15 protein-coding genes are annotated in these 20,908 nt (G+C 63.7%); 10 read left to right on the plus strand and 5 right to left on the minus strand.

From position 1 onward, the window contains the following. The first annotated feature begins 10 nt into the window (after window positions 1–10). Genes nuoL through CLV47_RS18080 form a run of 4 tightly spaced genes read left to right on the plus strand, consistent with a single transcriptional unit; the run spans window position 11 to window position 6,139 of the window. Window positions 11–1,957, plus strand: coding sequence for an NADH-quinone oxidoreductase subunit L (nuoL, locus tag CLV47_RS18065; protein ID WP_106350515.1), 1,947 nt, complete (start codon window positions 11–13; stop codon window positions 1,955–1,957). Further along, window positions 1,954–3,570, plus strand: coding sequence for an NADH-quinone oxidoreductase subunit M (locus CLV47_RS18070; protein ID WP_106350516.1), 1,617 nt, complete (start codon window positions 1,954–1,956; stop codon window positions 3,568–3,570). Before nuoL ends, CLV47_RS18070 begins: the two co-directional genes overlap by 4 nt. Further along, window positions 3,567–5,117 (plus strand): NADH-quinone oxidoreductase subunit NuoN, encoded by a 1,551-nt coding sequence (gene nuoN / locus CLV47_RS18075; RefSeq protein ID WP_106350517.1) that lies wholly within the window; start codon window positions 3,567–3,569, stop codon window positions 5,115–5,117. The genes CLV47_RS18070 and nuoN overlap by 4 nt, the downstream gene beginning before the upstream one ends. Window positions 5,118–5,134: 17 nt before the next feature. Further along, window positions 5,135–6,139 carry a polyprenyl synthetase family protein gene (locus tag CLV47_RS18080; RefSeq protein WP_238145502.1) on the plus strand — a complete coding sequence of 335 codons (1,005 nt, stop codon included), beginning with the start codon at window positions 5,135–5,137 and terminating at the stop codon, window positions 6,137–6,139. Between the two features lie 347 nt (window positions 6,140–6,486). On the opposite strand, the gene CLV47_RS18085 is transcribed toward CLV47_RS18080, so the two are convergent. The 3 genes from CLV47_RS18085 to CLV47_RS18095 all read right to left on the minus strand — a co-directional run bounded on the left by CLV47_RS18085 (window position 6,487) and on the right by CLV47_RS18095 (window position 11,292). Next, window positions 6,487–7,554: a 2-oxoacid:ferredoxin oxidoreductase subunit beta gene (locus CLV47_RS18085; RefSeq protein WP_238145503.1), complete on the minus strand. Its 1,068-nt coding sequence runs from the start codon at window positions 7,552–7,554 to the stop codon at window positions 6,487–6,489. Further along, a complete protein-coding gene (locus CLV47_RS18090; RefSeq protein WP_106350519.1) occupies window positions 7,547–9,409 on the minus strand; it encodes a 2-oxoacid:acceptor oxidoreductase subunit alpha in 1,863 nt (620 codons plus the stop codon). Before CLV47_RS18090 ends, CLV47_RS18085 begins: the two co-directional genes overlap by 8 nt. 170 nt (window positions 9,410–9,579) lie before the next feature. Beyond that, on the minus strand, window positions 9,580–11,292 hold the full coding sequence (locus CLV47_RS18095; protein WP_106350520.1) for an AMP-binding protein: 1,713 nt from the start codon (window positions 11,290–11,292) through the stop codon (window positions 9,580–9,582). 67 nt (window positions 11,293–11,359) lie between these two features. On the opposite strand from CLV47_RS18095, the gene CLV47_RS18100 reads away from it, so the two are divergent. Continuing rightward, a complete protein-coding gene (locus tag CLV47_RS18100) occupies window positions 11,360–11,671 on the plus strand; it encodes a putative quinol monooxygenase (protein ID WP_170111148.1) in 312 nt (103 codons plus the stop codon). 94 nt (window positions 11,672–11,765) lie between these two features. Then, the gene (locus CLV47_RS18105) at window positions 11,766–12,818 is read left to right on the plus strand and encodes an alpha/beta hydrolase (protein WP_106350522.1); all 1,053 of its coding nucleotides are present in this window, start codon (window positions 11,766–11,768) and stop codon (window positions 12,816–12,818) included. A gap of 100 nt (window positions 12,819–12,918) precedes the next feature. Here the strand turns inward: CLV47_RS18105 and CLV47_RS18110 are convergent, their stop codons facing one another. Next, a complete protein-coding gene (locus CLV47_RS18110) occupies window positions 12,919–14,484 on the minus strand; it encodes a long-chain-fatty-acid--CoA ligase (protein ID WP_106350523.1) in 1,566 nt (521 codons plus the stop codon). 152 nt (window positions 14,485–14,636) lie between these two features. Here CLV47_RS18110 and CLV47_RS18115 point away from each other — a divergent pair, with 152 nt between their 5' ends. The 4 genes from CLV47_RS18115 to CLV47_RS18130 all read left to right on the plus strand — a co-directional run bounded on the left by CLV47_RS18115 (window position 14,637) and on the right by CLV47_RS18130 (window position 20,001). Continuing rightward, window positions 14,637–15,983 (plus strand): outer membrane protein assembly factor BamB family protein, encoded by a 1,347-nt coding sequence (locus tag CLV47_RS18115; RefSeq protein WP_146135433.1) that lies wholly within the window; start codon window positions 14,637–14,639, stop codon window positions 15,981–15,983. A gap of 59 nt (window positions 15,984–16,042) precedes the next feature. Further along, window positions 16,043–16,918, plus strand: coding sequence for a zinc metalloprotease HtpX (gene htpX / locus CLV47_RS18120; RefSeq protein ID WP_238145504.1), 876 nt, complete (start codon window positions 16,043–16,045; stop codon window positions 16,916–16,918). A gap of 415 nt (window positions 16,919–17,333) precedes the next feature. Then, complete coding sequence (locus CLV47_RS18125) at window positions 17,334–17,672, plus strand: P-II family nitrogen regulator (RefSeq protein WP_106350525.1); 339 nt, start codon at window positions 17,334–17,336, stop codon at window positions 17,670–17,672. Further along, window positions 17,656–20,001 (plus strand): [protein-PII] uridylyltransferase, encoded by a 2,346-nt coding sequence (locus tag CLV47_RS18130; protein ID WP_106350526.1) that lies wholly within the window; start codon window positions 17,656–17,658, stop codon window positions 19,999–20,001. The genes CLV47_RS18125 and CLV47_RS18130 overlap by 17 nt, the downstream gene beginning before the upstream one ends. On the opposite strand, the gene rfbA is transcribed toward CLV47_RS18130, so the two are convergent. Further along, on the minus strand, window positions 19,996–20,877 hold the full coding sequence (gene rfbA / locus CLV47_RS18135; protein WP_106350527.1) for a glucose-1-phosphate thymidylyltransferase RfbA: 882 nt from the start codon (window positions 20,875–20,877) through the stop codon (window positions 19,996–19,998). The genes CLV47_RS18130 and rfbA overlap by 6 nt on opposite strands. Window positions 20,878–20,908: the final 31 nt, after the last annotated feature.

The raw sequence follows: 20,908 nt of genomic DNA on the forward strand, positions 1-20,908 counted from the left end.
GGGATTGAATGTGACGACCTCTTCAATACTTGCCGCTGAGCATTACGTCGCAGCCACCGGGCCTTTCTCGCTCGCGTGGTTGTTGATTGTGCTCCCGCTGGCCGGTGCCATCGTGCTGCTCCTGGTCGGCAAACGTGCCGACAAGTGGGGCCACCTGCTCGGTACGGCGACTGTTGTCGCCGCGTTTGTCCTCGGCCTGTGGATGTTCATCTCGTTGGGTGACTCCGCCGACAAGGCGATGTCCCTGCATATGTTCACCTGGGCACCGCTCGGATCGTTCAAGATCGATGCAGGTCTGCTATTCGACCCGCTGTCGGCAATCTTCGTACTGCTGATCACTGGCGTGGGCGCGTTGATCCACGTCTACTCGATCGGCTACATGGAGCACGATCCGGACCGTCGCAAGTTCTTCGCGTACCTCAACCTGTTTGTGGCGACGATGCTGCTGCTCGTTCTCGGTAACTCGTACATCGCGATGTACGTCGGGTGGGAAGGCGTGGGCGTCTCGTCGTACCTGCTGATCGGTTTCTGGCAGTACAAGCGGACCGCTTCCAGCGCCGCGAAGAAGGCGTTCATCATGAACCGCGTCGGTGACGTGGGGATGTCGATCGCAATCTTCATCATGATCGCCACGGTCGGCTCCTCCAGCTTCGCCGACGTCTTCGGCGCGACCGGTCAGATCAGTGCCGGCATCGCGACCGCCATAGCGTTGTTGCTGCTGCTCGCCGCGTGCAGCAAGTCCGGCCAGGTGCCGTTGCAGGCATGGCTGCCGGACGCAATGGAGGGCCCGACCCCTGTCTCGGCGCTCATCCACGCGGCGACCATGGTGACCGCCGGGGTCTATCTCATCGCCCGGTCGGCGCCCATCTTCAATCTCAGTGAGAGCGCCCAGTTAGTCGTCACGATCATCGGCGCCGTCACCTTGCTCTACGGGTGCATTGCCGGCTGTGCGTACGACGACATCAAGAAGGTCCTGGCGTACTCCACGGTCAGCCAGATCGGCTACATGTTCCTCGCGGTGGGACTCGGCCCAGGCGTTTACGCGCTGGCCATCGTGCACCTGCTCGCGCACGGCTTCTTCAAGGCCGGCTTGTTCCTCGGGGCGGGCTCGGTCATGCACGGCATGAACGACGAGGTCGACATGCGCAAGTTCGGCGGGCTGGCCAAACACATGAAGATCACCTTCGTGACGTTCGGCTTCGGCTACCTCGCGTTGATCGGCTTCCCGTTCCTGTCTGGCTTCTACTCCAAGGACCCGATCATCGAAGCCGCGTTCGCGGCCGGTGGTGCCAAGGGCTGGATTCTCGGCGGTGCGGCGACCCTCGGCGCGGGACTGACGGCGTTCTACATGACCCGTCTCATGATCATGACGTTCTTCGGCAAGCCTCGGTGGGAGAAGGACGTACACCCGCACGAGTCGCCGTCCACCATGACCATTCCGATGATCGTGCTCGCGCTCGGCTCAATCTTCGCTGGTTTCATCATGGTCAAGGTGCTCAGCGTGACCGAGTGGCTCACGCCGACCGTGGGTCCCGAGGCCGACCTGCACGGGGGGCTCGACGCGATCGGGCTGCCGTCCATTGCGATCTCGTTGATCGTTCTGGCGTTCATCGCGGTCGGCATCTTCGCGGCCTGGTGGTTCTTCGGACGCAAGGCGGTCCCGCGGGTAGCACCGGCCAAGGTCTCCTGGGTCACCCGCGCGGCTCGCGCCAACCTGTACGGCGACGCGTTCAACGAGGGCGTCTTCGAGCGTCCCGGTCTCGCGCTTACTCGCGCCTCGCTCTGGATTGAGGAACACGGCATCGACGGCACCGTCAACGGCATCTCCGGCAGCGTCACCTCCGGGTCCGGGCGATTACGACGTACCCAGAACGGAGCGGTGCGCAGTTATGCGCTCTCCATGTTGGGCGGCGTCGTCATCATCCTGGTCGCCCTCCTGGCGGTGAGGTTCGCGTGAACAACTTCCCCTTCCTGATTCTGCTGCTGTTGATCCCGCTCGCGGGATCGATCCTTGTCGGCTACCTGGGCCGGGATCGCTCGAATGAGACCTTGGCCAAGCAGACCGCGCTGGCCACGGCGGTCCTCGAGTTCGTCGTCGCGATCATCATGCTCATCGCATACAAGCCGGACGGGCCGCGCCTGCAGTTCACGACCAGCTTCGGCTGGATCGACAGCCTGGGCGTGAAGTTCTCGGTCGGCGTGGACGGCATCGCGATCGTGATGATCGGGCTCGTCGGTCTCTTGGTGCCGATCGTGATGATCGCGTCCTGGCACCGCGACTCGCTCGGCGACGACACCAATGAGCCTGGTTCCGAAGACGAGATCGCGCCGCCTAAAGGCAGCGTCTCGCGGATGTTCGCGTGGATTCTGTTGCTCGAGGTCTTCATGGTCGGCGTCTTTGCCGCCACCGACGTGTTCCTCTTCTATGTCCTGTTCGAAGTCATGCTCGTGCCGATGTACTTCATCATCGGGGCGTACGGCTCGGCGAAGCGCCGGGCGGCGGCGATGAAGTTCTTCATCTACAGCCTCGTCGGCGGCCTGGTCATGCTGGCCAGCGTCATCGGCCTGTATGTCATCAGCCGTCAGCAGCTTGGCAACGCGACATTCTCCTGGGATGCGCTTCGTCAGCTCGACCTGAGCCATACGCAGCAGATGTGGCTGTTCCTCGGGTTCTTCGTCGCGTTCGCGATCAAGGCTCCGCTCGTACCGTTCCACACGTGGCTGCCCAAGGCGGGCGCCGAAGCACCGATCGCCGGCGGGTTGCTACTGATCGGCATTCTCGACAAGGTCGGCACGTTCGGGTTCCTGCGTTACTGTCTGCCGCTGTTCCCCTGGGCATCGCAGAAGATTGCGCCGCTGGTGCTCGTGCTGGCCGTCATCGGGATCTTCTACGCGTCGTTCCAGGCGATCGGCGAAAAAGACATCAAGCGCTTCGTCACGTACACCTCGATCGCGCACTTCGGGTTTATCGCGCTCGGTATCTTCGCGTTCACCACGACCGCGGGCGTCGGCGCCGTGCTCTACATGGTCAACCACGGCATCGCCACCGGCCTGCTGTTCTTGATCGTGGGCATGGTCATCCGGCGTGGCGGCTCGCGGAACATAGCCGACTACGGCGGGCTGTTCCGGGTAGCGCCAATACTGTCCGGGCTGTTCCTCCTGGCCAGCCTGGCCGCGCTGGCGCTGCCAGGCACCAACTCGTTCGTGAGCGAGTTCCTCGTGCTGATCGGCGCTTACGCGACCGTGCCGGTCTTCACGATCATCGCTTCGGTGGGGATCGTGTTCTCGGCGATCTACGCGCTTTGGATCTTCCAGCGCGCCGCGACCGGGCCCGAAAGCGCCCTTGTGGTCGCCCGCAAGAAGGTGTTCGGCGACCTCAACAAGCGTGAAATCGGCGTGCTTACGCCGCTAGTGATATTGATTTTCGCGATCGGTATCTACCCGAAGCCCGTCCTCGACATCATCACCCCCTCGGTGGAGGCGACCTTGCAGATCGATGTGGGAGTCCATGACCCGGCTCCGACGATTGCCAAACCGGCCGCGCTGAGCATCAATGGAGGCGCAAAGTGACCGCACTAGCCGCCGCCGGGCTGCACGCGCCGTCGATCGCGTACACCAGCCTCTCACCGATTCTGATCATTCTGCTGGCGGCCTGCGTCGGCGTACTGATCGAAGCGTTCGTACCCGAACCGGCACGGTTCCCGGCCCAGGTCGGCGTGTCCGTCGTCGCGATCGCGGCGGCGTTCATCGCCGTCATCGCTGTACGCAAACACGAGACACTCACCGTCGCGCGGGCGGTTTCCATCGATGCTCCGACGCTGTTTGCGATGGGTGCGCTACTGATATTCGCCCTGTTGTCCACGATGCTGTTTGCGGACCGGTCGGTGGACTCCGCCGGGTCGTTCTTCGTGGCTGAAGCCGCGATGCCGGTGGGATCGCGCGCGGACCGTGCACTGCTGACCAGCACTCGGGTACAGACCGAGGTCTTCCCGCTGGCCAACTTCGCGCTTAGCGGAATGATGGTGTTCGTCGCGTCGAACAACTTGCTCGTCATGTTCATCGCGCTTGAGGTGCTGTCCCTTCCGCTGTACCTGATGGCCGGGCTCAGCCGCCGCCGTCGACTGCTGTCGCAGGAAGCCGCCGTGAAGTACTTCCTACTCGGCGCATTCGCTTCGGGCTTCTTCGTCTACGGTCTCGCGCTGATCTACGGATACTCCGGGTCGGTCGACCTGCGAGCCATCTTCGATTCGAGCCGCGAGAGCGGTGGCAGTGACTCGCTGTTGATCATTGGTATGGCGCTCCTGCTCATCGGCGTACTGTTCAAGGCCGGCATCGCCCCGTTCCACTCGTGGTCGCCGGACGTCTACCAGGGCTCGCCGACGCCGGTCTCGGGCTTCATGGCTGCCGCGACCAAGCTCGCCGCGTTCATCGTGATCCTCCGACTGATGTACGTCGCGTTCGGTGCGATTCCGGGTGTCTGGCAGCCGGTGCTGTCCTGGGTAGCGATCATCTCGATGCTGGTCGGCGCCATCATCGGCCTCGCGCAGACCGACTTCAAGCGACTACTCGCTTACTCGTCGATCGCGCACGCCGGCTTCATCCTCGTCGCGATCGTCGCCAACAACACCGCAGGCGTCTCAGGGGCACTGTTCTACCTGTTCACGTACGGCGTTACCACGATTGGCGCGTTCGCCGTGGTGAGCATCGTGCGGCGTTCCGACGGCGATGCGACCAACCTCGACAGCTGGAAGGGCCTGGCCAAGCGCAGCCCGCTCACGGCCGCGACCATGACGGTGTTGATGCTGTCGATGACCGGCGTACCGCTGACCGCCGGATTCATCGGCAAGTTTCAGGCGTTTCAGGCGGCCGTCGAGTCTGGCCACACCTGGCTTGTGGTGGTGGCGCTCGTGATAAGCGCAGTGACCGCGGTCTACTACCTGCGGGTGATTGTCTTCATGTACTTCCACGACGCCGTGGACGATAGCGTGGCGGTCGTCGTACCTGGTACGACGACGGTCAGCGCGATCGCGATCTGTACCGTAGTGACCATCTTGCTGGGCATCGCGCCCGGTCCGATCCTGCACCTCGCAGATATCTCCTCGACGTTCATCGGTTAGCGGGGTAGAAAAGCAGGGTGTCCGATAATCACGTCGTCGCGGGTGTCCGATTCGACGATGCCGAGATGGCGTCGTCGCTGAGGCGCGGACTCGAGCGCGTAGAGGACCTGTTGCTGCGAGCCTGCCGCAGCGACGACCAGCTGCTCGAAATCTCCGGTGCGCACCTGGCCGCAGCGGGCGGCAAGCGGTTCCGCCCGCTGTTAGTGCAGCTGGCCGCGCAGTTTGGCGAGACCGGCCGGACCGAGGTCGACAAGGCGGCCGTCGTCGTCGAGCTGACCCACCTCGCCACCCTCTACCACGACGACGTGATGGATGAGGCTGAGATCCGTCGCGGCGCCCAAAGCGCCAACGCCCGTTGGGGCAACAGCGTTGCGATCCTGACTGGCGACTTCCTTTTCGCGCGTGCGTCGATCCTGGTCGCCGAGCTCGGCACGGACGCCGTACGGATCCAGGCAGAGACCTTTGAGAGACTCGTTGCCGGTCAGATCCGAGAGACCGTCGAGCCTCGTGAGGGGGTCGACCCGGTCGATCACTACCTCGGCGTACTGGCCGAGAAGACCGGATCGCTCATCGCGACCTCGGGCCGGTTCGGCGCGATGTTCGCTGGCTGTTCCGATGAGGTCATCGATGCGCTGACCCATTTCGGGGAGTCGATTGGGATGGCGTTTCAGCTGTCAGACGACCTCATCGACATCACGTCCGAGGCCACCGACCTGGGTAAGGCCACCGGCACCGACCTGCGCGAAGGCGTCCGCACGCTGCCGATGCTCTATGCGTTGGCGGACGAGACCGCGACCGATCCGGAACTGTTGAAACTCCTGCGGGCCGGACCATTGACCGACGACTGGCAGCACGCCCGGGCGCTAGAACTATTGCGCGGCTCCGCGGCGATGGACAATGCACGGGCCACGCTGATGCGATTCGTAGAGGAAGCGCGGGGGAGTCTTCGCGCGCTGCCGGCGGGCGTACCGCGCGATAGCCTGGATTCGCTCGTCGATTTCATGCAGCTCCGCTCCGCCTAACCCGCTCATCCGTCACGAATGGCCGACGATCCGTCACGAATGGCCGACGATCCGTCACGCCGCACCGTGCGTTCGATGCTGGTTGGGTTTCAAGCAGGCTGAACACGGGCAGTGACGGTCGATTTCCGAGGCCCATTGCGACCGTTCGCGTACATTTGTGCTACTTGGCAACATGAATCCGCCAATCCCTGCTGCGGAATCATACATATGTGTGCGGACGCGACGACGGAGCGCGACCCGGCCAGCAGCGCTACTGCCGTGTCTAGCCAGTATAAAACCGGGCTACACGACACGCGAGTCGCCAGCGCGACGGACGAACTCACCGGTCCTGCGGTACGGCGGGTGGATTAGTCGACGGTCCAGGTGTCTTTTCCGGTGAGCAGCGACTGCAGGTCGTTGGGACCCTTTTCGATTGCCTCACCGAGTTGCATCTGCAAACCCGAGTCGTACGTCGGACGCTGGACCTGACGGAAGATCCCCATCGGCGTATGCGATAGGTCGGTGCCGCTGAGCCGCGACAACGCGAACGCGTACGCCGGGTCATCGCAATGCATGTCATGCCGCACGATGTCGGCCTCGTCGAGCGAGTCGTCGACATCGACGACCTTCAGCGCAAAGCCATCTCGTACGACGGCCCGCTTGCGTTCGTTGCCGAAGATCAGCGGGGCGCCGTGCTCGAGCCGGATCATGGCCTCGTCGCGGGTGTCGGGGTTCTTTAAGATCTCGAACGCGCCGTCGTTGAAGATGTTGCAGTTTTGGTAGATCTCCACTAGCGCCGTACCGTTGTGCTCGGCCGCCGCGGTGAGCACTGAAGTCAGGTGGTTGCGATCGGAGTCGAGCGTGCGGGCCACGAAGCTCGCCTCCGCTCCGAGCGCGAGTGACACCGGGTTGAACGGGGCGTCGAGCGAGCCGAGAGGCGTCGACTTCGTAATTTTACCGACCTCGGAGGTGGGCGAGTACTGCCCCTTCGTCAGCCCGTAGATCCGGTTATTGAACAGCAGGATCTTGATATTCACGTTGCGTCGAAGCGCGTGAATGAGGTGGTTGCCGCCGATCGACAGCGAGTCGCCGTCACCGGTGATGACCCACACTGACAGGTCGGGTCGGGTCGAGGCGAGACCGGTCGCGATAGCCGGTGCGCGTCCGTGGATGGAGTGCATGCCAAAAGTGTCGACGTAGTAAGGGAAGCGCGACGAGCACCCGATCCCGGAAATCATGACGACGTTTTCGCGTTTGAGACCCAGCGCGGGCAAGAAGCCCTGGAATGCCGCCAGGATGGCGTAGTCGCCACATCCAGGACACCAGCGGACTTCGCTGTTGGAGGTGAAATCCTTACGGTTCAATGGTTCGTCGGTGGTCGGTACGCCGTCCAGGCCCCCGATCTTGGGCATTCCCATCAATACGGGCTCAGCCACGATCTTCGACCTCCTTCACGATTTCGGCGAAGTGTTCGCCGAGCTCTTCTGCGCCGAACGGAAGTCCGCGCACTTGGTTGTAGCCCTCGACGTCGACGAGGTATTTCCCGCGCAACAGCAGCGCGAGCTGACCGAGGTTCATCTCCGGTACGACGACGCGGTCGTACCGTCTCAGGATGTCACCGAGGTCGTTAGGTAGTGGGTTCATGTGCCGTAGGTGCACGTGCGCGATCTTGCCTAGGTCCTTGCGCACTCGACGTACGCCGGCGAGGACGGGACCGTACGTCGAGCCCCACCCGAGCGCGAGAACCTTGGCATCGCCGGTGGGATCATCGACCTGCGTAGGTTCGTAGGTCTTCGCGACACCATCGACCTTCGCTTGACGCAAATGGACCATCTTGTCGTGGTTGTCCGGATCGTAGGAGATTTCGCCGGTGATGTCGGCCTTCTCCAGGCCGCCGACGCGGTGCTCGAGACCCTTTGTGCCCGGGATCGCCCACGAACGGGCCAGGGTCTCCGGATCGCGTTTGTAGGGCATGAACGCGCCACCCTCGCCGTTGGGCTCAGTGGCGAATTTGACGCTCAGGTCCGGCAGTTGGTCGACTTGGGGGATCTGCCAGGGTTCGGACCCGTTGCCGAGATAGCCGTCGGACAGAAGCACGACCGGTGTGCGGTAGGCCAGCGCGATCCGTGCGGCCTCGATCGCCGCGTTGAAGCAGTCGACGGGTGACTGCGCCGCGACGACCGGCACCGGTGACTCGCCGTTACGGCCGTAGAGCACCTGAAGCAGATCCGACTGTTCGGTCTTGGTCGGCAAGCCGGTAGAGGGCCCGCCCCGCTGTACGTCGATGATCAGCAGCGGCAGTTCGAGCATCACGGCGAGCCCGATGGTTTCGGACTTCAGCGCGATACCAGGACCGGACGTGGTCGTGACGCCGAGCGCGCCGCCGAATGCAGCACCGAGCGCAGCGGCGACGCCGGCGATCTCGTCTTCGGCCTGAAAAGTGCTGACGTTAAAGGACTTTAGCGTCGATAGCTCGTGCAGGATGTCCGAGGCGGGGGTGATCGGGTAGGAGCCGAGAAACAGCGGAAGCCCGGCGCGCTGTGCCGCGGTCACCAGTCCGTAGGCGAGCGCCCGGTTGCCGGTGATCGTGCGGTAGGTGCCGGCCGGTGTCGGTGCCGGCGCGACCTCGTAGGAATGCGAGAAGGACTCGGTCGTCTCGCCGTACGCCCATCCGGCCTTGAACGCGGCAAGGTTGGCGTGCGCGATTTCCAGGTTCCCGGCGAACTTCGCCAGCAAGAACTCCTCGATCGACTCGGTCGGCCGGTTGTACATCCAGCTGAGCAGGCCGAGCGCGAACATGTTTTTGGAGCGCTGAGCATCTTTCTTGCCCAGGTCGAACTCCTTGAGCGCTTCGACAGTCAAGCTGGTCAGCGCGACGGGGTGGATCCGGAACCGATCAAGCGAGTCATCCTCAAGCGGGTTGCTGTCGTAGCCGACCTTGGACAGGTTGCGTTTGGTGAACTCATCGGTGTTGACGATGATGTCCTTGCCGTCGCGGACGTCCTTGATGTTGGCTTTAAGCGCCGCCGGGTTCATCGCGACGAGTACGTCGGGAGCGTCGCCCGGGGTCACGATGTCGTGGTCGGCGAAATGCAGTTGGAACGACGAAACGCCGGCGAGCGTGCCAGCAGGTGCGCGGATCTCGGCCGGGAAGTTAGGCAGTGTCAACAGATCGTTGCCGAAGGTCGCGGTCTCAGAGGTGAAGCGATCACCGGTCAATTGCATCCCGTCGCCGGAGTCCCCGGCAATTCGGATCACGACCCGATCGAGTTGCTGTACGTACTTCGCCATCGACGAGCAGCCTTCTTCCTAGTTCGCGCTGGTACGGGCGCGGCGAACCGTCCTCTGATTAGCCTTTTGTACCCGCTGCGAGCGCTGTTTGGCGCCCGACACACCGCCGTCCATTGTCCACCGTTTTACGCTGGCCGCACAGACGGGTCCGGTGTGATCCTGCTCGGACCCTATGAGCCGCCGTCGCGCTGTTTTTCGAGCTCGGCCCGGAGACTCATCCGTAGCTTGTGCTTCTCAATCTTGTTCGTCGGGGTCTTCGGGATCTCGGTGACGATCCGATAGTGCTTGGGTCGCATGAACTTAGGCATTTGTTTCTCGCTGTGGGCGCGCAGTTCCTCTTCTGTGACGGTGGCACCCTCGACGAGTTGCACGAAAGCGGCGATGTCGTCTTCGTTGCCTTCGGCGCTGGGTACGCCGACAACTGCACAGACACCGACGGCTGGATGTGCTCCGACGAGGTCCTCCACGTGGACGCTGGAGACGTTTTCGCCGCGGACCCGGATTCGATCGCCGAGACGGTCCATGAAGAAGATGTCTCCGGTCTCGTCCTGCATTGCAGAGTCGCCCGTGTGGAACCAGAGATTGCTCCACGCTTCGACCGTCTTTTCGGGCTTTCCGATGTACTCGACGAACAGTAGTGACGGCAGCTTCGATCGCAACGCGAGATGCCCGACGGTGCCCGGCGCGACGGGTTGGTCGCGTTCATCCAGTATGGCGACCTCGACGAAGGGTCCGGCCTTGCCCATCCATGCTTTTCGAGTCACGGCCGCGCCATCGACGGCAGGCAGCCCGTTGTCGAGGTTGTCCTGGATCAGCGCGTCCAGGGGCTTACCCCGGTAGAGCGTTTCCGGCGTGCCTGAGCCCGGCTCGCACTCGTTGAGCATCCCGAAGATCAGGGCCCCGCTTTCGGTTTGTCCGAATCCGGCGCTGACGGTGTCGATGCCGAACCGCTGCGCGAACGCTTGATGACCGATCGGCAGGGGTTGCATGTGGGCCTTGTTGAGCGGGTTATTGCGGTCATCAGGCTGCTCGGGTGCGGCGCTCAGCCACGGGATCATGACGTCCAGGAGGATTGCCATGGTGCATGACCCATCGGTGATGCGTCGCCAAAAGTCGCTGGGGGAGAAGCGGTCCCACAGACAGCTGCCCGCGCCGACCCACAGCGCCGCGCCGACGTTCGCGATAGCGCCGCCCACGTGGTACATCGGCAGATCGTTGTAGAGGATGTCGTCGTCGGTCAGTCTCCGTCGAAATCCCCACGTGTATTGGGTGATCCACCGGTGGTTCTGTAGGACGCCCTTGGAGGGCCCAGTTGTGCCCGAGGTGTAGACGATGTTGGCCGGATCGTCGAAGGCGATCTCAAGCTGAGGTCGCGGCGATTCGGTGGTCAGATCGGCGTACGACAGGACGTCAATTCCGTCGATGCCGGGGTCGTCGCCGATGACCGCCACTATCGGCTTTTTCGTGAGCTCGCCCCATACTGCCGCTACGGTCGGCAGAAGTGCGGCGTCCACGATGAGCAAGTCGGGGGCGGTGTCCCCGAGTTGGTACGCGAGAAGCGCTCCGCTGTACTGGAAGTTGACCGGAGCGTAGACGCAGCCCGCTTTCCAGATGCCGACCATGGTGGTTGATGCGGCCATCGGGTTTGTCGTCAGCACGCTGACCCGGCTACCGCGATCTAAGCCCATCCGATGCAGGTTGCCCGCGACGTTGTCGGTCAGCGCGCCGAACTGCGCAAAGTTCAGTCGTTCGCCGGTTTCGCCGTAATGCAACGCCAACCGGTCGCCACGCTCGCGCGCATTGCGGTCGATCGCCTCGACGATCGTTGCGCCGTCGTACTCCAATAGCGCGACAAGCTCGGACTGTTCCTCGGTGACCGTCATCCTCGACCCCTTCGGCCTGCGTGGTAGGACTATGGAGACACCTTCGCCACTGGAAAGGGCCCCGTCAATGTCCATTGTTCTACTCGTTGAGTACAAGCCTATCGACGGTCGTAAAGATGACCTGCTTGCTGCCATCACCGATATCGTCCCGGAAGTGCACGCCGAGTCCGGCTGCGAACGCTACGCGTACCACAGCACCAAGGACGGTCGGGTCTTCCTGATCGAGACCTGGGCGGACAAGGAGGCGCTCGGTGCGCATGCCGAGGGCGCCGCGATCAAGAAGCTCCAGGCGGCCACCAAGGATCTCGTCTCCGAGCCGGCGACGATCCTGCCACTCCGGCCGGCGCCGATGGGCGACCCGGCTAAGGGCCAGCTCTAGCGAGCTTTAACAAACTAGCGATTTCGCATCGAACGATGCGGTCGTTGGCGTGGTTATCCGCGCTGACGACCGCATTGTTCGCTATACACATGTAATGACCGAGCAAACAGCCCAAAAACATCGTCCTACCAGGAGCCGATGGTTGCGGATCATCATCTGGATCGTCAGTATTCTGCTGACGATCGTCGTGGGGGTCGCGGCCGCGCTGACCCTCAGCCCGTGGCCCGGTGCGCTGCTCGTCCGGGCGCTGTTCAGCATCGGTGGGTCGAAGATGTCGAGCGCCCTCGAGAAACATGTCCCGGGCGGCGTCACTTCGATGCTCAACCAGCAGTACGGCGCCGACGGCCCGGACACCACGCTCGACGTTTTCTTCCCGACCAAGATCAAGGACACTTCGGCCGCATTGCCAACCGTGGTCTGGATCCACGGCGGCGGATGGGTCGCCGGCGATAAATCCGAGATCGCCAACTACCTGAAAATACTGGCTTCTAAGGGATATACCGTCGTCGGACCCAACTACTCGATCGCACCGGGCGAGCAATACCCCACGCCCATCGTGCAGGTGATGCAAGCGCTGGCGTACGTACAGAAGAACGCGGCGAAGCTGCACATTGACCCGACCCAGATCGTCCTCGCCGGGGATTCGGCCGGAGCGCAGATCGCCTCGCAGGTTGCGGCTATTACCACCAATGACGAGTACGCCGATCTGGTGGGCATCGGATCGACGCTGAACCCTGACAATCTGGTCGGAACAGTCCTCAACTGCGGTGCTTATGACGCGCACGCGTTCAATCTCAATACCGGCGGCATCGCCGGGGTGTTCATCCGGACGGTCGTTTGGTCGTACCTCGGCAGCAGGAATCCGTCGCAGGCCAAACTGACGGAGATGTCTGTCGTCGACAACGTCGACGGTCAGTTCCCTCCGACGTACATTTCCGGCGGGAACGCCGATCCGTTGACACCCCAGGGCAAGGAGATGGCTAAGAAGCTCCAGTCACTCGGCGTCTCGGTCGACTCGTTGTTCTACCCGGCCGACTACACGCCAAAACTCCCGCACGAGTACCAGTTCAACTTGGACGACAGCGCCGGACAAAATGCGTTGGATCGCACCGTCGCGTTCCTCGAAGCGCACACAAGTAACCAGTAGTCGGCGTGGCCTTCTATCCGAGGGTCCGCTCCCGCGCACCCTGTCACGACAACCTGGCTAGCGTGCATGCAACCTGACCACGAATACGAGTAACGCTGAGCTACTCGGCGTGGTCGGCGCGCAGCGTGTGCTTGGTGACCTTTCCGCTGGCGTTTCGTGGCAGAGCGGCGACGAACTCGACGCTCTGAGGCCACTTGAACTTCGCTAGTCGGCCGGCGCAGTGTTCGAGCAGCGTCTGTTCGGTCAGCGTGGAGTCGGGGCGTCGTACGACGATCGCGATCGGTACCTCGCCCCACTTATCGTGCGGCTGCCCGATCACGGCGGCCTCGACGACCTCGGGATGCGCGTGGATCACCTCTTCGACCTCGGCGCAGTAGATGTTCTCGCCGCCGGAGATGATCATGTCTTTGAGCCGGTCGACTACGTAGATGAAGCCTTCTTCATCGGCGCGGACGAGATCGCCGGAGTGGAACCAGCCGGCCGCGAACGCAGCAGCGGTCTCATCGGGCTTGTTCCAGTAGCCCTTCATGAGGGTAGGTCCGCGATACACGATCTCGCCGACCTCTCCGACCGGTACGTCGTGCATAGCCGCATCCACGATGCGACTTTCGACGCTGGGTATCGGTTTACCGACCGAGCCGATCTTGCGGATCGCGTCTTCGGCGTCCAGGGCGCAGGTCACCGGGCTCATCTCGGTCTGGCCGAATACGGCGACGTTCGCGACGCCGGGGAAGGTGCGGTCCATCGCTTCGAGGATCGCGATCGAGGTCGGTGAGGCGCCCCAGCTGATCCGCCGCAGCGACGTGATTGGCGGGTCCATCGGAGGCAGCGCACAGACGGCCTGCCACTGCGTAGGTACGAGGAACAACGTCGTCACGCCGTACCGGCGCACGGTCTCGAGGATCGCCTGTGGGTCGAACGCGGCCAGTGGTGCGATCACCGTGTGCCCGCCGAGTAGGAATGTCGGTAGCAGCGATCCGATCCCGGCGATGTGAAACAGCGGCGTGGCGCAGAGGTTGACCTCGCTGTGCCAGGTCATGTTGAACAGTGGGATGAGGTTGGCCGACTGCATCAGTAGGTTGCCGTGCGTGAGCATCGCGCCCTTCGGCCGGCCGGTCGTGCCTGAGGTGTACATGATGATGGCGGTGTCGCACTCTGATCCGGCGGCGGGCGCCGGGGCATCCGAGGCGGCGGCGAGCACCTCGTCGTAGGCGTCGATACCTGCCGGTCGGGTGCCGTCGTTCGTACCGACCCAGATCCGCAAGGGCGGCTGGCTGAGGCTCATCTGGTCGACCGTGTCGAGTACGGCGTCGAGGATGAGGACCTTCGCACCGCTGTCGTCGAGCAGATACTCCAGTTCCGGTGGCGAGAGTCGGAAGTTGAAGGGCACGCAGATCGCGCCGAGCCGCCAGGCGGCCCAGTAGGTCTCGATGAACTCGATCCGGTTGAACATGAGCGCGGCGACTCGGTCACCGAGTCCGACGCCTCGTTCGACGAGCGCGTTGGCGAGCCGGTTTACCCGCGCGTCCAGTTCGCGGTACGTGACCTCGATGCCGTCGTCGTGCTTGAAAGCGACTGCGTCCGGCAGCGTACGTGCGAGCCGCGCTAAATGTGCGGCGAGATTCATGCTGCGGCTCTGGTTCAGTTCATCTAGGTCCTGGCTCATGGTGCCCCCGTGTAAATAACTGGTCAGGTGTGCGCTGACGAGCACGATACTTCGAGAGCAGGGCTTGTGGGTCAGCCGGAACGCGTGGTTCGACGGTCGCGTCGGAGGCCACAGTGCTATCCGCCGGCGGAATCGGAACGAGTGAGAATTGCGTGCACACTTCCAAGCGTCTGTGTCTCCTGGCCATGTTGGCGAGCCTGTTGGTTGCCATCGCCGGCTGCGGCGCCGATGGCGCGGTCAAAGCCCCGGCGGCGTTCGACGTTTTCGTTGACAGCCCCGCGGTCCTGGCGCCTGTGGCGCTCAGTGCGGAGCCCGCCTGGGGCAGCGAGCAGGTGCCCGTCAAGCACGTGAGCGACGTACAGTTCCGCGGCGAGACCGCGATCGTCACCGGCAGCGCGGAGTCCAACTCGAGCACTGCCTTCGTCACCGCCGTCGATGCGGTGACTGGGTCGGTGACCTGGTCGATAAAGACCCTCGAAGATCTGCCCGGCGGGGACGGTGCCGTGCTGTGGGACTCGTCGGCGTACGTCGCAGGCACCGCCGACAACTGGGTGGTGCTCGTCAACTATTACTCAAGCGACTGCACGTCGGGTCTGTGTCCTCCCGGCACGGTGGACTCGACGGACGAGCAAGGGGTCGCGGCTTTGTCGCCGGTGGATGGGTCGGTGCTGTGGAAGGTCGCCGGCGTGCCGTCGGTGGCGGAGGACTCCGAGCAAGCCGATGAGCTCCAGGACGTCTCGGCGCTGCTCCTCACCGCAAGTGACGGCGTTGCCCTCATGGTCGTCGCGCCGACGGACGCGGTGTACGGCTCGAAGTTCGACAAGCCCGACAAGATCGAGATCATCGCGCTCAACCCGCTCGATGGATCGACGCTCTGGACGACGACGGGCGTGTGGCCCCGGCAGATCGTCGGTGATGTCGTGCTCGCGAGCGTGCCACCGGGCGCACTGGCCGACGGGCCCGGAACGCTGGCGGCGCTAGACACGACCAGCGGTAAACAGCTCTGGACACTCGCCGATACCTACCCGCAGGCGGGACTCGTCGTCGCCTCGCCCGGCGCCTTGGTGGTCCGGCAAGTCGAGAAGGGCAAGCTGACGAACTTCCTGATTCGAATGAGTGACGGGTCCAAGATCGCCGACATTAGTCACACCTCGACGACGTGCGCAGCCGACTCCGCCGCGGAAGTAATCGCATGTTCGATCGACGGTGACCCAGGAAAGATGCGACTAATGACCTACCGCTCGGGCGATGCCGCGATCAAAGTATCGAAGCGTTCGGTCCCTGACGAAATGATCACTGCTGTGCATAACGGATATGTCTTCTACGGCGCGTACGGCGCCGACCCGAGTTACGGGGCCGCGGACTACGCGGGAAATATTGTTTCCACTGGCCTCCCCGGCCGGGCCGTCGCAGTTACCGACAAGTACGCCGTATTTGACACGACGAAGAAGGCGAATACCGATCCCGGTTCGTTCGCCGTGTACGGCATCGTCGCGTAGGTACGCCGCACCACACCTGCAGCCGGAACCCGGCGCGAAGGTGACGCGTTGTTCAGGTCGTGACGGGCAAGCACTTCAACGGGCTGAAGACCGCGCTCCTGCTAGGCGGCATGGGCGCGGTAATTGTGCTAGTCGGATCCATGTTCGGTACCACCGGGATCACGATCGCGGTCGTCATCGCCGTGCTCATGAACGGCGGCGCCTACTTCTACTCCGACCGGATCGCGTTGCGCTCGATGAAGGCGCGCCCGCTCACCGAGGCCGAGGCGCCGGCGATCTTCGGAATCGTGCGCGAGCTGTCCACCGAGGCGAAGCAGCCCATGCCGCGGCTGTATTTGAGCCCAACACAGGCACCCAACGCGTTCGCCACCGGTCGTAACCCGCGCAATGCGGCCGTGTGCATCACGCAGGGGATAGGGCAGCTGCTGAACAAACGCGAACTGCGCGCCGTACTCGCGCACGAGCTGTCACACGTTTACAACCGCGACATCCTGATCTCGTCGGTCGCGGGCGCGTTCGCCAGCATCATCACCTTCGTGGCGCACATGGCGATGTTCTCGGGGCTGTTTGGCCGCGCGGATCGTGACGGTGACGCGAACCCGGTCGCCGGCCTGCTTCTGATGATCCTCGGTCCGGTCGCCGCCGGGATGGTGCAGATGGCGGTCAGCCGCTCCCGTGAGTATCAAGCCGATGAGTCCGGAGCGAAATTATCGCAGGATCCGCAGGGTCTGGCCAACGCGCTACGCAAGCTGCAGAGCGGGATCGACGCGCATCCGCTGAAGCAGGACGAACGACTGGTCAGCACCAGTCACCTGATGATCGCCAATCCGTTCCGCGGCGAGGGTATGGCGCACATGTTCGCCACTCATCCGCCGATGGCCAAACGCATCGCACGCCTTGAGGAAATGGCCCGCCGCCGCCCCCTCGATCCCTAAGTACGTCCCGCATGTGCGTTGTTGGCCGATTGCTAATCGGCACGAATGTGCCGTTGTGCAGCGGGTTTCACGGAATTCTTGCTGCGTATTGGTACAAATGTGGGCTTTGGTGCGGCGAGAAGGAAGCGGAAGTCGGCCGGCAGCGCTGCTTCCTGTCTTTGCCCGTTTGAGAGGCGATCGAAAGGCATCGTGACGAATCGGCGGGTCGGTCATCTGCAGGAGCGGCTGTTCACACAGCCGAAACAGAGCACGCCGCGTCCCGAAACACAGTCCCGGCACACTAGGTGCGTCGTCCGATTCGACGTACTGCCGATCGTGAGTTGGTTGCGTGCGTTGGTCGGTAGTGTTGTTCGGAGCTATCGAATGAGAATGCCCCGGAGTTTCCACCGTCCGCAGGTGAGGAAGTAGAACTGTCATGAAGTTGGTAACCGCGATCATTAAGCCGTTCATGTTGGCCGACGTCAAGGAGGCACTCGAGTCTCTCGGCGTCTCCGGAATGACCGTGAGCGAGGCGTCCGGTTACGGTCGGCAGAAGGGCCACACCGAGATCTACCGTGGCTCGGAGTACGAGGTCGACCTGGTGCCCAAAATCAGGCTGGAGGTGCTCGCCGACGATCAGGACACCGACGAGATCGTCAGCGAGATCGTTCGCGCCGCCAACACCGGCAAGATCGGTGACGGCAAGGTGTGGGTGACAACTGTCGAAGCGCTCGTCCGCGTGCGCACGGGCGAGCGAGATGCCGACGCCGTCTGAGGAGGTACCGTCGATCCGGCGGCTGCGCGAGCGGCTATTGACCGACACCTCGGTGGTTGGCCCGCAGATTCGGCGCGAGCTGACCGAGCGGTACGACGAATGGCTGCGCCAGATCACGCCACAACGCGACGGCATCGCGCTGGTCGCGGTTGGCAGCTACGGGCGTGCGGAGCTCGCGCCGTACTCCGACCTCGACTTGCTGCTGCTGCACCACAAGCGGTCCGTCGCGGTCAGCAGTATCGCTGACCGGATCTGGTATCCGATTTGGGATGCCGGGCTGGGCCTCGACCATTCGGTCCGCACCGTCGACGAGACCGTCGCGCTCGCGGCCGACGACATCAAAGTGATGCTCGGGATGCTCGATATCCGTTACATCGCGGGAGATCGAGTCATCGCCGACGAGGCGGGTACGGCGATCTCGCAGGCCTGGCGCACCACCGGCGCGCGCCGCGCTATGGAGCTGCGGGCGATGGCACGCGAGCGGCAAGAGCAGTTCGGCTCTGCGGCGTACCTGTTAGAGCCCAACCTCAAGCAGTCGTACGGCGGACTGCGCGACGGGGCGATTCTTCGCGCGCTGGCCCGCGCCCAGCTCATCGACATTCGACCCAACGTGCAGCAGGCGCGTGAGCTGCTGTTGGACGTGCGTGCCGAAGTGCACCGCGTCGCTGGACGTGCCGCCGACGTACTACGTGCGCAAGATCGCGGTGGGATAGCCCAATCCCTCGGCTTCGAAAGCGGCGATACGTTGCTGCGATCGGTGAACGACGCGGCCCGCTCGATCGGACACGCTTCGGATATGGCGTTTCGACGGGCCGCGGCTGACAGGCCCGCCTCCTTAACGCTGCGTGCCCGACTGCGCATGCCGACACAACGAGTGACCGCACAGCGGATCGGGCTCGCCAAGGACGTCGTCAGCCACAACGGCGAGGTCGTGCTCGCGCGGGACGCTCGCCCAGCAACCGACCGTGGCCTCCCGATCCGGATGGCCAGTGCCGCGGCGAAGGCCGATCTCGTCATGTCGCAGTTCACGCTGGACCGGCTGATGGCCGAAGGGGAGCGCGAGGTCGGTGTCTGGACCGACGACATGCGCGACGACTTTGTCGCGCTGCTCGCTGCGAGTCGAGGTCTACTGCAGGTCTGGGAGACGCTGGATCAGCACGGGCTTATCGCGCGCTACCTTCCCGAGTGGGACTACGTGCGCTCCCGTCCTCAGTACAACGCCGTACACCGGTTTACCGTCGATCGACACCTGCTTGAGACGGTGATACAGGTCGATGCAAACAAGCAGTCGGTACGCCGACCTGACTTGCTACTTGTCGCCGCCCTGCTGCACGACATCGGTAAAGGCCAACCCGGCGACCACAGCGAGGCCGGAACGCCAATAGCGGTCGCCATCGCCACTCGGATGGGATTCAGCCCACCGGACGTCAGCGTGATCGCGACCCTCGTGCGCCATCACTTGCTGTTGGCGCACACTGCGGCGCGGCGCGACCTCACCGAACCGCTCACGAGCAAAAACGTCGCGGACACGCTCGGCGAGTCGCGCGAGACGATCGACCTGCTGCAGGCGCTGACCCGGGCCGATGCGCTTGCCACCGGGCCGGGCGTGTGGACGGACTGGAAGTCGACTCTTGTCGACGAACTCGTGCGGCAGGTGCGTGCCCACCATGCCGGTACGCCGGTCAACGCCGCAGTGCTCGCCGACGAGGTGATCGAATCGGTCGACGAGGCCTACCGCGCGGATGCCGACGCGCCGGTTGTCGTGACGATCGCGCCGGCCGACGGCGTCCAGTCGCGGATCGTCGTCGCGGCCCGATCCGCAGACCTGTCGTTGTCGTCTATCACCGGCGTACTTGCCCTTGAGATGCTGGCCATCCGGCGCGCCTCGATTGCGCGCCCCAATGGCATCCCCATTCACGACTTCCTCGTCGAGCCGATGTTCGGGGTCATGCCGACCGAGCGGCACCTGACCCGCACGATGAACCGGGTACGCGATGGTTCGCTCGACGTGTCAGAACGGCTGACCCGCAAGGAAGCCAGCTATGGCAAAGGGGAGCGCTCAGTGCCCGAGCTGCTGTGGTTCGACGACGAGGCGACCGAAGCATCGGTGCTCGAGGTGCGCGCCGTAGACGCCTATGGCCTGCTTTCGCGCATCACTGACGGATTGCAGCGCACCGACCTGCTGGTCCGTTCCGCTGTCGTCGAGACCTACGGTCCCAACGCGGTCGACTCGTTTTACCTGACCACCAGTGACGGCGCGAAGGTGCCACCGGAAGTTCGGGCGGGTGCCGAGGCCGCTATCACGGTCGCCGTGTCGGGTGACCTATAGGGCGGCTTGATACTCGTCGGCTACCCGCATGATGTATTTGCCGTACTCGGACTTGCTGAGCGCCTTGCCGAGCTCGTACGCCGCCTGCGGTTCGATGTACTTCATCCGCATCGCGATTTCTTCGGGGCACGCGATGCGCACGCCTTGCCGGTGCTCGAGTACCTGCACGAACTGGCCGGCCTCCAGGAGACTGTCGTGGGTGCCGGTGTCCAGCCAGGCGAAGCCGCGGCCGAGGTCGACGAGCCGCGCGTCGCCGTACTCGAGGTACTTTTTGTTGACGTCGGTGATCTCCAGCTCGCCCCTGTCGGACGGCTCGAGGTTGGCGGCAATGTCCAGCACTCGGTTGTCGTAGAAGTAAAGACCGGTGATCGCGCGGTTGGACTTCGGCTTCGCGGGCTTCTCTTCAAGCGACAAGAGCTTGCCGTCGGCGTCGGACTCGCCGACGCCGTACCGCTCGGGATCGGTGACCTGGTAGCCGAACAGCGTGCAACCGGCGACGTTTTGCGCCTCGCGCTGCAGCAGGCTGGAGAAGTTCTGCCCATAGAAGATGTTGTCGCCGAGGACGAGCGCCACAGCGTCGTCGCCCACGTGCTCGCGGCCGATGATGAATGCCTCGGCCAGCCCGTTGGGGGCGGCTTGTTCGGCGTACGAGAGCGTGATGCCAAGGTCCGCGCCGTTGCCGAGCAGCCGTTCGAACGACGGCAGATCGTGCGGGGTCGAGATCAGCAGGATGTCCGTGATCCCGGCCAGCATCAATACCGACAGGGGGTAGTAGACCATCGGCTTGTCGTACACCGGCAACAGCTGCTTGCTGGTGGCGCGGGTGATCGGGTGGAGCCGGGTGCCGCTGCCGCCGGCGAGGATGATTCCCTTCACGCGTGTGCCTTCCTGCGCGAGTGTGTCGCGT

This window comes from Antricoccus suffuscus, assembly GCF_003003235.1.
Classification (GTDB): Bacteria; Actinomycetota; Actinomycetes; order Mycobacteriales; family Antricoccaceae; genus Antricoccus; species Antricoccus suffuscus.